Raw genomic sequence first — 12,804 nt, forward strand, 5'->3', positions numbered from 1 at the left:
GTTTCCACAACCGCGAAGGAATCTTCGATCCGGTCGAAGGCAGGGAAAAGCCTGTATCTGTGACCTACACGCATGGCGGCCTGAGCCCCCGTTCCTGTCACTGACGACAACCGGCCCGCCAGTGCCCCGGAAGGTGGCACGGGCGGGCCGCTGTAGGACAGAATTATTGTGACTGGATCAGGCCGAACGGCGCTGACCGCCGCCGCCACCACCACCGCGACGCTGACCACCCGAGGGACGGCCACCACCAAAGCCGCCAGTGCCGGCGGGACGCTGCCCGCCGTGACGCTGCGGCGACTGCTGAGCGTGCCCAGACTGACCCGAGCGAGCCGGATTGGTGACCGGGCCACGCACCGCGCCGGGGACGCCGCGCATGCTGCGCCCGCCCTCGCGCGGACCATTGCGCTCCTGCGGCATATCCGAGCGCGGATCGTTGCGCGGCAGGCCGAAGCGCTGCGGATCGCCTGCATGGCCACGGGCACCGCTGACGTTGCGACGGTTGCGCTGGTTCTGCTGCGGCGGACGCTCGCGGCCACGCTCGCCGCCGTCACCCTTGGGCGCCGGCTTGAGGCGCTTCATGGCCTCGACAGCCTGGTTGAAACCGCCGGGCAGATCCTCAACGGTCAGTTTCTGGCGGGTGAGCTTCTCGATGTCCCTGAGGAAGGCGCGCTCTTCACCGTCGCAATAAGCGATGGCGATGCCGGTCGCACCCGCGCGGGCAGTGCGGCCAATGCGGTGGACATACTGCTCGGGGACGTTCGGCAGGTCATAGTTGATGACGTGGCTGACGCCTGGAATGTCGATCCCGCGCGCCGCAATGTCGGTTGCGACAAGGATCGGAACGCTGCCGTCGCGGAAAGCGGCAAGCGCCTTTTCGCGCTGCGGCTGGCTCTTGTTGCCGTGGATGGCGTTCGCCTTGATGCCGGCAGCCTCGAGCATCCGGATGACCTTGTCGGCACCATGCTTGGTACGGCTGAACACCAGCGCACGATCGATTTCCTGCGTCTGCAGGAACATCGTCAGAAGGGCCGTCTTTTCGCCCTGATTGACGAAGGTGACCCGCTGCTCGACGCGCTCTGCGGTGGTCGCGACCGGAGTCACGGCAACCTGCGCCGGGTTGGTCAGATATTGGTCGGCCAACGTCTGGATCGCCTTGGGCATCGTGGCCGAGAAGAACAGCGTCTGGCGCTTGGCCGGGATGATCTTCACGATCCGCTTCAGCGCATGGATGAAGCCCAGGTCGAGCATCTGGTCAGCTTCGTCGAGGACGAGGATCTCGAGGTTCTTGAGGTCAAGAGCCCGCTGGTCGACGAGGTCGAGCAGGCGGCCGGGGGTGGCGACAAGCACGTCGAGGCCGCGCTGGACGGTGCGGACGCTCTTGGCGTTCGCCACGCCGCCGAAGATCACGCCGACGGTCGTGCGAAGGTTGGCGCCATAGGCCTCGGCGCTCGCGGCGATCTGCGAAGCGAGCTCACGGGTCGGGGCGAGCACCAGCATCCGGATCTGGCCCGGGCGCAGCGACTGCGGACGGTCGGCGGCGAGGCGCTGCAGCGACGGCAGCATGAAGGCGGCGGTCTTGCCAGTGCCGGTCTGGGCGATGCCCAAAAGGTCGCGGCCGGTCAGGACCGTGGGAATGGCCTGGGTCTGGATCGGCGTGGCCTGGGTGTAATTCTTGGCCGCGAGGGCGGCGAGCAGGGGCTGGGACAGCCCGAGGTTCTGAAACGACATAAATCTCTCAACATGACACAACCGGGCACGGCTTTGCGCGCCCGGAAGCCGGGTGAACAAAGAACCCCGCGTGATGTGGAGAACTTATTGGGAAAACCGAGACGCGGGCCGGTCGATGAGACCGATCACGCCGCTTATGTGGCGTCTCGCTAACGGCTATGTAGGTGATTGGACGGCATTTGTCCACTCACGCACTCAAGGCGCTGCCCTGGCTGATACGGAAGCGGGTGCCGTGGACGCCTGAAAAGAGGGCTTCCTCGGTGGCGGTCATCCACACCTGACCGCGCCCTTCGAGACGAGCGTAGAGTGCCTCCCGGCGCCCGGGATCAAGGTGCGCGGCCACTTCATCGAGGAGCAGGATGGGTGGCTGGCCCCGGCGATCCGCAACCAGCTCGGCATGGGCGAGCACGAGGCCAAGCAGCAGTGCCTTCTGCTCGCCGGTGGAGCTGCGCGCGGCCGGCTGCTGCTTGGCCCGGTGGGTAACGGTGAGGTCATGCCGGTGCGGTCCCTGGGTGGCGCGGCCGGCGGCGGCGTCACGGGCGCGGGTGGAGCGGAGGACGGCGGAGAGATCTGCGGCGGACCAGCCTTCGAGCGCAATCTCCGGCCGGGCGAACAGGTCGTCGGGAGTGGTTCCCAACCGCTCGTCCAGCGCGGCGACGGTGCGGGCGCGGGCTTCGGCCAGCGCGGTGCCATGCTCGGCCATTCCGGCCTCCAGCGCCGCCAGCCACTGGGGGTCGGCGCCGTCGGGTTCGGCGAGCAGTTTGTTGCGGGCGCGCATGGCGCCTTCGTAGCGAGCGGCGTGGTGGGCGTGGCCGGGCTCCAGCGCCAGGACGAGGCGGTCGAGAAAGCGGCGGCGGTCGCCGGCACTGCCAACAAACAACCGGTCCATGGCCGGTGTGAGCCATAGCACGGACAGCCATTCCGCCAGGCTGTTGACGGAAGCGGTGGCGCCGTTGACGCGGACCTGCCGCCGCTCGGGCGCGACGGCGCTGGCCCCGGTGCCGAGGTCGACGTCGCCCAGCCGTGCGCTGATCGCGAAGCCGCCCGGTCCGTCGCCGCGAGCCACCTCGCTCAACGGCGCACCGCGAAGGCCGCGTCCGGGCGCGAGCAGGCTGACCGCTTCGAGAATGTTGGTCTTGCCCGCGCCATTCTCCCCGAACAGGCAGACGAAGCCCTGGCCGGGAGTGAGAGTCAGCTCGGCATAATTGCGGACGTTGGTGAGGGCGAGGCGGGTGAGCGGCACGTCAGGCGGCAACGCGCTCAGCGCCGCTCCCGCTCCGCGCCCAGCGGATGGCGACAATGACCAGGACCATGCTGAACGGCACGTCGCCGAACGTCGTGTAGAACAGCCAGACGTCGGTGGAAGCTAGCCGGACCACCGCGAAGTTGGCGAGCGCCATGATTATGCCAGTCAGCCCCATCCCGATCGCCAGCCGGCGCTCGTCGAGGTCGCGATAGGCGATATAGCGGCCAAGCCCCCCACCGAGGCGGCGGCCACCCATGAGGAGGCCGTCCCCCAGGAAGCAGGCGGCGCCGATCAGGCCGACGATGGTCGAGCGCTGCTTGATGATCTCGTCGTCCTGGAAGACGATCGCAAAGCCGGCGGAGACGAGCAGCATCAGGACGCCGAACAAGGCCAGCCCGCCGAGCAAGTCGACCTTGGTGATCTTCTGGGTGGCGAGCAGCGCGAGGCCAACGCCGGCACCAACCACCGCGGCGGTCTCCAGATCCGTGAGCTTGGCCAGGACGAAGAACAGCAGTGCGGTGACAAGGTCGACGATCATCGGCACGCGATTGCGGCGCAGCTTGCCGAGGTCGACCGCGGAGCGACCGTCGGGCGTGGTTTGCGAAACCATTCTCTGGAGGGATTCGGGTAACGCGATGCGGCGGCCGGGATGGCTCTCGTGGATGAGCTCGCCGTCGATGCGAGCGGCGACAGCGACATTCCACCAGCTGATGTAACCGGCCTCGACCTCCATCGTGCGTCCGTCGGCAAGACTGGCCGCCAGGCGGTGATTGCGCGCGGCGGCAGGACCGACGGCCGGGGTGAAGTCTGCAGCCTGCTGCTCACCGTCGATCCACAGAGATGACGCCAGCCCCGTCGTGCGCGCCTCCAGCAGCACCATGCATTCCTGCAATCCGACCGTGAACGGCCGCTGGTAAAGCCACAGGCGGGTGCCGGTGGAGCCGCCCGTCACCGCTTAGACAGCTCGGCCGCACGCGCCATGTAGAGGCCCGCCAGGCAGGCCTCGTCGCGGCACTTGTTCCGGCGGGCAAGGAAGCGGCGCTGCTCGTCGAGCAGCCGGGCTTTGGCGGCCGAGCCCATCGCCAGCCGAGCGGCAAAATAGCGTGCGGACAGATTGCGGTCGGCCTCGGCAAGTGCGTCGTTGCCGCAGATCAGGTCCTCCACCGGCGTTGCGGCGTTGCGGCAGTCGAAGCCGGTCTTACGGTCGTGACGCTCGAGCTCCCGCGAGGGCACGGTGTCAGCAGGCGGTGGACTCACGCCCGGGCCGAAGTCGGGCGCCACCGGGAAGCGGCTCGCGGCTGCGAGGATGGCCGCGGAGACCGGCCCCAACCCTTCCGTGATGATGCTGTATCCGCCGGATTCCTGCTGCGGTTCGGCCCAGTAGCGCACGGGCGCGCTCAGCACCGTCTGGCCGCCAAAATAGGGTCGCGCACTGTCCGGCAATTGCAGCCGCAGGGTTACCCGGCATTCCAAGCGTCCGCTGGCGGGATCATAGGATACGGAGCGGACATCCTCGCCGTTCGCTCGGGTGGCCCGTCGCAGGCGGCCGAGATCGGCGCTGTGGGTCGGCGATGCTGCTGCCGCGCGGGAGAATGCGAGATCGCGCAGGAAGCCGTAGCTGCTGCGCAATTGGCAGGCATCGGCAGTGGCGGCCGGTTCGCCCGCCACCGCGGCCAAGGCCATGAGCGCGATCATCCTTACCCCCAGTCGAGCCTCGGCTCAGACGCGCATCGGCATCAAGACGTAGAGCGCGTTGGCCTTGTCATTTTCACGCAGCAGGGTCGGGGCGGCCGCGTCGGCGAGATGGACCTCGACCGTGTCGCCGTCGATCTCGCCCAGGATGTCGAGCAGGTAGCGGGCATTGAAGCCGATCTCGAGCCCTTCGGCGCTGTATTCGGCCGGCACTTCTTCCGTCGCGAGGCCGTTCTCCGGCGACGTCACGGAAAGGGTCACCCGGTCGCGATCAACCGCCATCTTCACCGCGCGGGTCTTCTCGCTGGCGATGGTGGCGACGCGGTCCACACCGGCCGCGAAGCTCTTCGGGTCGAGCTTCAGCAGCTTGTCATTGGCGGTCGGAATGACCCGGGTGTAGTCGGGGAAAGTGCCATCGATCAGCTTGCTGGTGAGCACGGCATGGCCGAGCACGAAGCGCACCTTGGTCGCGCTCAGTGAGACTTCGACCGTGCCCTCGACCTCGTCGAGCAGCTTGCGCAGTTCACCCACGCACTTACGCGGGACGATCACGTCGGGCATGCCATCGGCGCCGTCGGGCTTAGCGACCGTGACGCGCGCCAGCCGGTGCCCGTCGGTCGCCGCTGCCTTCAGCTGGTCGTCGGCGATGTGGAGGAAGATGCCCATCAGATAATAGCGGGTTTCCTCCGACGAGATGGCGAAGCGGGTCTTGTCGATGATCTGGCGCAGCGTCGCGGCTGGCAGTTCGAAGCGGGTCGGCAACTCGCCTTCGGCGATCACCGGGAAATCATCGCGCGGCAGCGTCGACAGGTTGAAGCGCGAACGGCCGGCAACGACCTGCATCTTGCCGTCAGCGGCGCTGAGCTCGACCTGGCTGCCTTCGGGCAGCTTGCGGACGATGTCGAAAAAGGTGTGCGCCGAGACGGTGGTGGCGCCGGGCTGCGCGACGTTGGCGGACACGATCTCGTCGACCTGCAGGTCGAGATCGGTCGCCATCAACCTCAGCGAACCGTCCTCCCGCGCGTCGAGCAAGACATTGGACAGGATCGGGATGGTGTTGCGCCGCTCCACCACCGACTGGACATGGCCCAGGCTCTTGAGGAGGGTTGCCCGTTCGATCGTCGCCTTCATCGCTATCTTGCCCCTTGTCGCGGCGGCTGGAACGCCGCCCGCTACCGCTCGTGTTCGAGCGACTATAGCGAGCGGATGCGACCGTTCCAGTGCCTAGGCGCGCCTTTGATCCGCGGGTGCGACCCAGGCGTCGAGGTCAGGCGGCCCGCGCCGGCGTGGCCACCAATTCCTGCGGGAGGACGGCGATGGTCGAGGCCACCGCCCGGTCCAGCTCACGCAGGGAGTCGTGCAGCCGCTCGGCCTGGCGCGGAGCGGGAACCACCAGCACGTCCTCGATCACGGCCGCGGCATGGCCGACCGAACGGCCACCGATCGAAAGAGCGGCGCCCCTGAGGCTGTGCGCCTCGCTCGCCGCGGCGGCGAGGTCACTGCGTCCGATCGCGTCGCGGATGGTGGCCGGCCGTGCCGCGAGTTCGCGGCCGAACAGGCTCAGGAGTTGGTTGATGCGGTCCGGACCCAGCACCGCGCGCAACTCGGCCAGGCGTTCTCGATCGAAATCGCCGACCGCCTTGGCGCGGGGCTGCTGGTGCTGCGTCCCGTCACCGCCGAGGGGAACGACGACGGTCCTGCTCTGAGCGGCCAACGGTGGGTGCAGCTGCTGCCGGTCGATCGGCTGCGCCTCCGCAGGGCTTACGATGCTGCGGTCGGTAAGCCGGACGACAAGGTGCGCAGGATCGTCTTCATGGCCGCCTTCGAAATGCATCGAGACGTCGGCCAGCCCTTCGGTCGCGTCAGCTCGGCGATACGGCAGCCGCAGCTCGACCCGCTGCCCGGTTGCGAGGCTGTGGCGCCAGGCCTCCAGCAGGCGGCCGCGGTCGGCCGAGCCGAACCCCTCCAACCACCGCCTGCCGTTGGGGGGGCTGAGAATGGTTCCGGTCAACTCCGCCCACCGGCCGTTGGTGAAGGTCAGCCAACCGTCCGCCGTGAAAAGGAGAATGCCGCTCTCCGAAGCATCGGCGACACTGCGCAAGCGCTGCTCGCTCTGCCTCAGGCCGGCGATCAGACGGGCCTGGTCGCCATGTTTCACGAAGAGAAGCGTGACGAGCCCGGCAACCATGACAGGCACGGCAGGCGAGGTGAACCGCGCGTCAACAGCGCGCCACGGACTGAGCAGCAGTCCGGCCAGCAATATCGGAGCAGCGGACGCGGCGATCAGCCAGCGCCGACCAAAAGGGAAAGGCGACATGTTTCTCCTGACCCGAGCAGAATCGTTCTAGCTGTCTTTGTTCCGCGACAGTTCGCAGATCGCATCCATCCTGGAGCTCCCCAGCGCTGATAAGGGCCAGGTCCAACCCGTTTCGGACTGTTTATTTGCCGCCTGGCGCCAGGACGGCGTCGACATGATGGATCACACCGTTGCCATAGACCTCGTTCCCCGCGGTGATGGTTGCAGTGCCGCCGCCAGGGCTGGCGAGCTTGATCCGATCTCCTTCGCGAGTTGCCGTCAGCGTATCGCCGGCCATGGTCTTGAGCAGGGCCTTGCCGTGATTGGCGTCGATCGCGTGGCCGATGTCCTCGGCCAGGATCGTGCCGGGGAGGACATGCGCGCTGATGAGCTTGGTGAGGGCCGACTTGTCGCTGACATTGCCTTGGCCGGCGAGCGCGGCGTCCGTCGGGACGAACACGGTGTACGGACCAGGTCCCTTGAACACGGGTGCCATGCCAGCCGCCTTCACGGCAGCGTCGAAGCGGGCGTTTTCGGACTTACCGAGCCCGTCGGCCAGCGTACCCTTGGCAGCGGCCGGCCGCGCCGGGGTGGCGGCGACGTTTCGGGTCGCGTTATCGTCCTTGCTGGCGCCGCAGGCGGCCAGACCGGCGGTCGCCACGATCAGCAGCGCGGATCGGATCGTCATTCCTGCTTCTCCCTGTACGGCGGACACGCGACCACGGCACGCGCCTGTCATGCGTCAGACCAGCGCTTCGATCACCGCCGTGATCAGGCGGGTCTTGGGATCGACCTGGTAGATATAGCCGTCGTTGTAGCGGTACCATTCGTCGGCGGAATCGGCATAGCGATCGCGATATTGGTACGGCACGTTGTAGACGTCGTAGCCCGGGGGCAGAGGCTGGCCCATCGACAGATCGCCAGCAAGCAGCGCGACGATCGAGTCGACCAGCCCGGTGGAGCGGTCCACTTGGTAAATGCCTCCGTCGCCATAGCGGTAGAGGTCATTGCCGGCGTCCGTGTAGTAACGCTGATACGGCAGCGGCACGTTATAGAAGCTCACGTAATCCGACGGATAGGCTTCGCCCGCGGGATAGTAGTCGGGATAATAATCCGGACCGTAGCCGAACAGCGGAGCATAGCCGTCCACGAGGTTGGTCGAGCGAGCGACGCGGTAGATCAGTCCATCCTGCTCGCGATAAAGGTAATCGCCGTTGTCCGGATACCAGCTTCGGTAGGCGACCGGCAGCAGGCTGGTTGCAAGCGCCGCCGGAGCGCGCTGGCCGATCCATTTACGCGCCTGCCCAGGCGGCAAGCAGCCGTTGTTCTTGGCCGCCAGCCCGGGGGGACAGCCGTCAATCCGCACCGGGTTGCCATAGTAAGCGGCCTGGTCGCGGCGATCGGGGACGCGAGCGTCGAATACCGGCGACGGCGCATCACGATGGACGCTCCCGCCGCGTTCCGCCCGGCGCTCGACCCGCTGCGGCGGTCCGCCGCGCTGCTCTGGCGCGCGCCTGGCCTGACGTTCGGGTCTCGCCTGGTGTTCGGCTCTCGCCCGGCGTTCGGGCCCGTGATGGCGCTCAGCCCTTGCTTGACGCTGTTCCGGTCCGCGATGCGGGCGAGCCTCGGCGCGCTGCCGGGGCGCCCACTGGTGCATCCCCGGGCCACCGCCGCGCTCGGACTTCGGACCACCGCCACCGCCATGTTCCGCCGGAGGGCCGCCGCCACCGCCCCTGCCATGGCCTTGGCCGCCGCCTGGGGGACCGCCGCCGCCCTGACCGCCGCCCTTGTCACCGCCGCCGCCATGACCTCCGCCTGGACCAACAGCCGCCAATGGGGCCCCTAGGGCCAGGGCCGCCGCCCCGACCCCAAGCAAGAACGCGCGCATGAAAACTCTCCTTTTCGGGAGTTTCCAACGACCTGGGCAGCGAGCTGTTCCGTGGCTGTGTCGGGTGGACGACACAGGTGCGGCTGTCAGGCGGGCTGGTCGTCGACCCAGTCGCGCTGAAGCCCGCGAATGGCAAGCGCCATCAGGGCCGCTGCGACGAGGTAGAAGCCGAGCACTCCCACCGCCGCGTAACGGAGCGACTCAAGACCGTATTTCGCCTTGAGCGCTTCGGAGATGCCACCGATCAGGACCGGACCGACGCCCAGCCCGACCAGATTGTTGATGAGCAGGAAGTAGGCGGAAGCGGTGGCCCGCATCGGCCGCTCGACCAGGTGCTGCACGGCGGTGGTGACCGGCCCGAGCCACAGGATGTTGAGCGCGTTCGGAATGAGCAGCAGCGGCCACGCGATCCACAGGCTCGGACTGAGCAGTCCGAAGAAGAAGGTCGGTGCTGTGATCAGCCAGGCGAGCGCGGGCAGTCGCGCATACCAGCGCCTGTCGAAACGGCCGAGACGGTCGGCCAGCAGGCCGCCGGCAATGACGCCGACCACGCCTCCGATCAGCAACAGGGAGCCCATGAACTGACCGGCTTGGATGAGGCTGAGGTCATAGCTGCGCATCAGGACGGAGGGCGTCCAAAGGGCAAGGCCATAGCCGCACAGCGATGAGCAGGAAGAGGCGAAGGCCATCAGCCAGAAGCTCGGCTTGCGCGCGACCACCCGCGCCACCGCTCCCAGGCCGACAGGCACGTGCGCTTCGGTTGCGGCGCGCGGACGGTCTTTGACCATCCACTTGAGCAGCGGCGCAAGGATCAGGCCCGCGACGCCCATGATCAGGAAGGCCGCGCGCCAGTTGATCAGCTGCGCAATATAGGCGCCGACCAGGGTGCCGAGGCCGAGCCCGATCGGTACGCCAAGCGAGTAGATGCCCATCGCCCGGCCGCGCTTCTCCGGCGGGAAATAGTCGGCGATCAGCGCATAGGACGGAGCAACGCCGCCCGCCTCTCCAACGCCAACGCCAAGGCGGAACAGGAACAGCTGGAGAAAGCCGGATGCAGTGCCGCACAGTGCCGTGAAGCCGCTCCACACGGCCAGCGAGCCAGTCACGACCCAGCTGCGGCTGGTGCGGTCGGCAAGATTGGAGAGCGGCACGCCGAGAACCGAGTAGAGCAAGGCGAAAGCGAGACCGCCGACGGCGCCGAATTGCGTGTCGCTGAGGTGAAGGTCCGCCTTGATCGGTGCGGCGAGGATGCCGAGAATCTGCCGGTCGAGGAAGTTCAATATGTAGGCGAACAGCAGGAAGGCCAGCACCAGATTGGGATTGCGGGCCGGCGACGGGGCGGTGGAGACCTGCTGCATCGGGCGAGGGGTGGCACGGGGCGCCGGCAATGCCAAGCGCCCCGGCCGAGGAGGCTTAGAACTTGACGTCGAACGAGGCGAAGATCTGCCGCGGCGATCCGTAGAATGCCGTGACCACCCCCTCACGGCCAAGCGAGGGTGCAATGCCTGGGACATTGAAGTTCGGGTTCGGTGAGCCGTTCGCCAGTCTCGGCGCCACCGACAGCACCGGCTCCCCCGTCACCGGATTGATGGTGAGGAACTGGTATCCGCCGGTCTGATACTTCTTGTTCAGAAGGTTGCGGCCGTGGATGCCCAGCGTCACCTTGCCGAACTGATACTGCAGGTTCGCATCGAACAGGGCATAGCCCTTCTGGTCGAGATAGGGGCTCGGGATCTCGAACCGATAGGTCTTGCTGCGGTACGATACGGTGGCATTTCCGCTGACCGTTCCGCCGCCGGTCGGCAGCGCGAAGTCGAGCGAGGCCGAGTTGGTCCACTTGGGCGTGTTCTGCAGCTTGCGGAAGGCAGCCACGTCGACCGGACCGCCAAGCGTGGTCGGCGAGGGAGCGCCAGTCGCGGTGTAAGCGGCGATGTTGGCCACGAACTCCTGATACTTGGCATCGATGTAGCCAAGCGTTCCGCCGAGGTTGATGCGCGAGCCCACACCGGCGAAGTCGCGGGCGACGGTGGCGGTCGCCTCGACCTCCACGCCGTTGAAGCGAGCGCGGCCAGCGTTGGTGGTGACACCGACGAACGTCGGGACGCCGTTGATGACGGCGCCGGCCGACCCGGGCACCTGGACATCCTTGTAGCGGGCGTGGAAAACGTCGGCGGCGATCCGCAGGCGGCGGTCGAACAGCGACGCCTTGTACCCGGCTTCGTAGCTGGTGACCTTTTCCGGATCGAACAGGAAGTAGTCGAAGATCTCGTTCGGCTCACGCACGCCATTGCCGTTGAGGTCGGGCGCTGCCGTGGACAGGCCGCGCGGGTCGAAGCCACCACCCTTGAAGCCCTTCGACCAGCTTACATAAAGCGTGTTGTCGGGGTTGGGCATGAAGCTGAGCGAGGCGCGCGGGGTGAACTGCTTGAAGGTCTTCTCGCCCGCGAAGTTGGAGGTCGTGGCGAATGCCACGCCGTTTCCGCCGAGTTCTGGCAGCGGTCCGTTCAGCACGTTACGGCGAATGACAACCGCCTGGCGCTTGTCATTGGTGAAACGGCCACCCAGCGAGAGAGAGAACTGGTCGGTGAACTTGTAGCTGAAGTCACCGAACACGGCCCAGGTCTTGGTGTGCACGTCGCCAAAGGTCGAGGCGTCAAAGCCCGGCACGCCGATCAGCGGACCCGTCGTGCCGAGCACGACGTCGAAAATGTTGCGAGCGCGAGCGTTGAGATAATAGGCACCGAGTAGGCCGCTCAGTCGCCCGCGGTCGATCAGCAGCTGGCCTTCCTGGCTGAACTGGCGGTTGCGGTAGATGGCGGGCACGTCGACGTCGATCGCGGGCAGCGCGTCGAAGTCGATCGGCGTGCTGCTCTTGTCCTTGCGCCATGCGGTGATGGAGCGAAGCTTCAGACCCTCGCCAAGCGGCAGCTCTCCGGTCAGGCTTAGCCCGCCGCCGGTTACCTTCTGCTTGGGCAGGACGAGGGCGCCTTGGCTGTCGAACACGTTCGAGAGCACGGGCGTGTTGGTAAGCCTGCTGGTGATCAGGCGGTGGCCGCCGCGAGTGTTGCTGTTGTCCCAGGTGTAGTCGCCGGTCAGGCGGAAGAAGGCGCCGGCCCCGGGATCGAGCTCAACGGTGCCGCGGGTGGCGATGATGTCCTTGTTGTAGTTTTCCTGACCGGTGGTGAGATTCTTGCCGAACCCGCCGCGCGACAGGCGCGCAGCAGCGGCGCCGATCCGCAACGAGTTCGTCAGCGGGACAGAGCCCGAGACGATGAGGTCGGCCTGGCTGTAGGTGCCGAGGTTGCCGCGGATCTCCATCGACGGCTGGCTCGACAGACGGCGCGTGACGTACTTGATCGCGCCACCGATGGTGTTGCGGCCATACAGCGTGCCCTGAGGCCCACGAAGCACCTCGATCCGCTCCACGTCGTAGATGTCGAGCAATGCGCCTTGCGGGCGGTTCAGGTAGACGTCGTCCAGATAGAGGCCGACACCGCCTTCGAAGCCGGCAACGGGGTCCTGCTGACCGACGCCGCGGATAAAGGCGGTCAGGGTGCTGTTGGTGCCGCGCGATGTCTGAAAGGTGACGTTGGGGGTGGTTTGAGCAATATCGGAAATGTCGATCGCGCCGCGGCGGCTAAGCTGCTCACCCGAGTAAGCGCTGACGGCGATCGGCACGTTCTGCAGCAGTTCGGTCCGGCGCCGGGCGGTCACGACGATGTCGTTGTCGCTGCCGGTTGCCGGCTTGCCCTGCGTCGCGGCATCGTTCTGACCGGCGGGTGCTTCAGCCATTGCCGGCGGGGGTGCGGCCGGGGCGACAGCAGGATCCGCCGGAGCGGCCTGTGCCAGAGCGGCAGCGGGCAGCAGGGCGGTCAAGGCCACGGTTCCGAACAGGTGACCGGTCGAACGAGTAAGCGACATGGTGAACTCCCCCTTGCAAGCGGCCCGCCCCAG

Annotated in this window: 11 protein-coding genes; 1 reads left to right on the plus strand and 10 read right to left on the minus strand. The window is 67.2% G+C overall.

The features are described 5' to 3' along the window. Positions 1-177: 177 nt before the first annotated feature. From M8312_RS10115 to M8312_RS10150, 8 genes are all read right to left on the minus strand, one after another. Positions 178-1,728: a DEAD/DEAH box helicase gene (locus M8312_RS10115; protein WP_250117570.1), complete on the minus strand. Its 1,551-nt coding sequence runs from the start codon at positions 1,726-1,728 to the stop codon at positions 178-180. A 187-nt stretch (positions 1,729-1,915) separates the two neighbouring features. Continuing rightward, positions 1,916-2,971, minus strand: a complete 1,056-nt coding sequence (gene recF, locus M8312_RS10120) for a DNA replication/repair protein RecF (RefSeq protein WP_250117571.1) — start codon at positions 2,969-2,971, stop codon at positions 1,916-1,918. Between the two features lies 1 nt (position 2,972). After that, positions 2,973-3,926: a septation protein IspZ gene (locus M8312_RS10125; RefSeq protein ID WP_250117572.1), complete on the minus strand. Its 954-nt coding sequence runs from the start codon at positions 3,924-3,926 to the stop codon at positions 2,973-2,975. After that, positions 3,923-4,669, minus strand: coding sequence for a lysozyme inhibitor LprI family protein (locus M8312_RS10130; RefSeq protein WP_250117573.1), 747 nt, complete (start codon positions 4,667-4,669; stop codon positions 3,923-3,925). Before M8312_RS10130 ends, M8312_RS10125 begins: the two co-directional genes overlap by 4 nt. 24 nt (positions 4,670-4,693) lie before the next feature. Beyond that, entirely contained in the window at positions 4,694-5,797 is a 1,104-nt protein-coding gene (dnaN, locus tag M8312_RS10135; RefSeq protein ID WP_250117574.1) for a DNA polymerase III subunit beta, read from the minus strand. A gap of 136 nt (positions 5,798-5,933) precedes the next feature. Beyond that, the gene (locus tag M8312_RS10140) at positions 5,934-6,983 is read right to left on the minus strand and encodes an Hpt domain-containing protein (protein WP_250117575.1); all 1,050 of its coding nucleotides are present in this window, start codon (positions 6,981-6,983) and stop codon (positions 5,934-5,936) included. Between the two features lie 121 nt (positions 6,984-7,104). After that, positions 7,105-7,650 (minus strand): fasciclin domain-containing protein, encoded by a 546-nt coding sequence (locus M8312_RS10145; protein ID WP_250117576.1) that lies wholly within the window; start codon positions 7,648-7,650, stop codon positions 7,105-7,107. A gap of 54 nt (positions 7,651-7,704) precedes the next feature. Further along, positions 7,705-8,328, minus strand: a complete 624-nt coding sequence (locus M8312_RS10150; protein WP_250117577.1) for a hypothetical protein — start codon at positions 8,326-8,328, stop codon at positions 7,705-7,707. A 75-nt stretch (positions 8,329-8,403) separates the two neighbouring features. On the opposite strand from M8312_RS10150, the gene M8312_RS10155 reads away from it, so the two are divergent. Further along, positions 8,404-8,808: a hypothetical protein gene (locus M8312_RS10155; protein ID WP_250117578.1), complete on the plus strand. Its 405-nt coding sequence runs from the start codon at positions 8,404-8,406 to the stop codon at positions 8,806-8,808. Between the two features lie 128 nt (positions 8,809-8,936). Here M8312_RS10155 and M8312_RS10160 read toward each other — a convergent pair whose 3' ends face one another. Then, the gene (locus tag M8312_RS10160) at positions 8,937-10,208 is read right to left on the minus strand and encodes a spinster family MFS transporter (RefSeq protein WP_250117579.1); all 1,272 of its coding nucleotides are present in this window, start codon (positions 10,206-10,208) and stop codon (positions 8,937-8,939) included. Positions 10,209-10,263: 55 nt separating this feature from the next. Then, positions 10,264-12,771 carry a TonB-dependent receptor gene (locus M8312_RS10165; RefSeq protein ID WP_250117580.1) on the minus strand — a complete coding sequence of 836 codons (2,508 nt, stop codon included), beginning with the start codon at positions 12,769-12,771 and terminating at the stop codon, positions 10,264-10,266. Positions 12,772-12,804 lie beyond the last annotated feature (33 nt).

The sequence above is a fragment of the Sphingomonas sp. KRR8 genome, assembly GCF_023559245.1.
GTDB lineage: Bacteria > Pseudomonadota > Alphaproteobacteria > Sphingomonadales > Sphingomonadaceae > Sphingomicrobium.

What these genes read in the sequence shown, in the direction of transcription:
- M8312_RS10160 (WP_250117579.1), bottom strand. Translation starts at nt 10,208, where the DNA reads ATGCAGCAGGTCTCCACCGCCCCGTCGCCGGCCCGCAATCCCAATCTG.
- M8312_RS10140 (WP_250117575.1), bottom strand. Translation starts at nt 6,983, where the DNA reads ATGTCGCCTTTCCCTTTTGGTCGGCGCTGGCTGATCGCCGCGTCCGCT.
- M8312_RS10115 (WP_250117570.1), bottom strand. Translation starts at nt 1,728, where the DNA reads ATGTCGTTTCAGAACCTCGGGCTGTCCCAGCCCCTGCTCGCCGCCCTC.
- M8312_RS10130 (WP_250117573.1), bottom strand. Translation starts at nt 4,669, where the DNA reads ATGATCGCGCTCATGGCCTTGGCCGCGGTGGCGGGCGAACCGGCCGCC.
- M8312_RS10145 (WP_250117576.1), bottom strand. Translation starts at nt 7,650, where the DNA reads ATGACGATCCGATCCGCGCTGCTGATCGTGGCGACCGCCGGTCTGGCC.
- M8312_RS10155 (WP_250117578.1), top strand. Translation starts at nt 8,404, where the DNA reads ATGGACGCTCCCGCCGCGTTCCGCCCGGCGCTCGACCCGCTGCGGCGG.
- dnaN (WP_250117574.1), bottom strand. Translation starts at nt 5,797, where the DNA reads ATGAAGGCGACGATCGAACGGGCAACCCTCCTCAAGAGCCTGGGCCAT.
- M8312_RS10165 (WP_250117580.1), bottom strand. Translation starts at nt 12,771, where the DNA reads ATGTCGCTTACTCGTTCGACCGGTCACCTGTTCGGAACCGTGGCCTTG.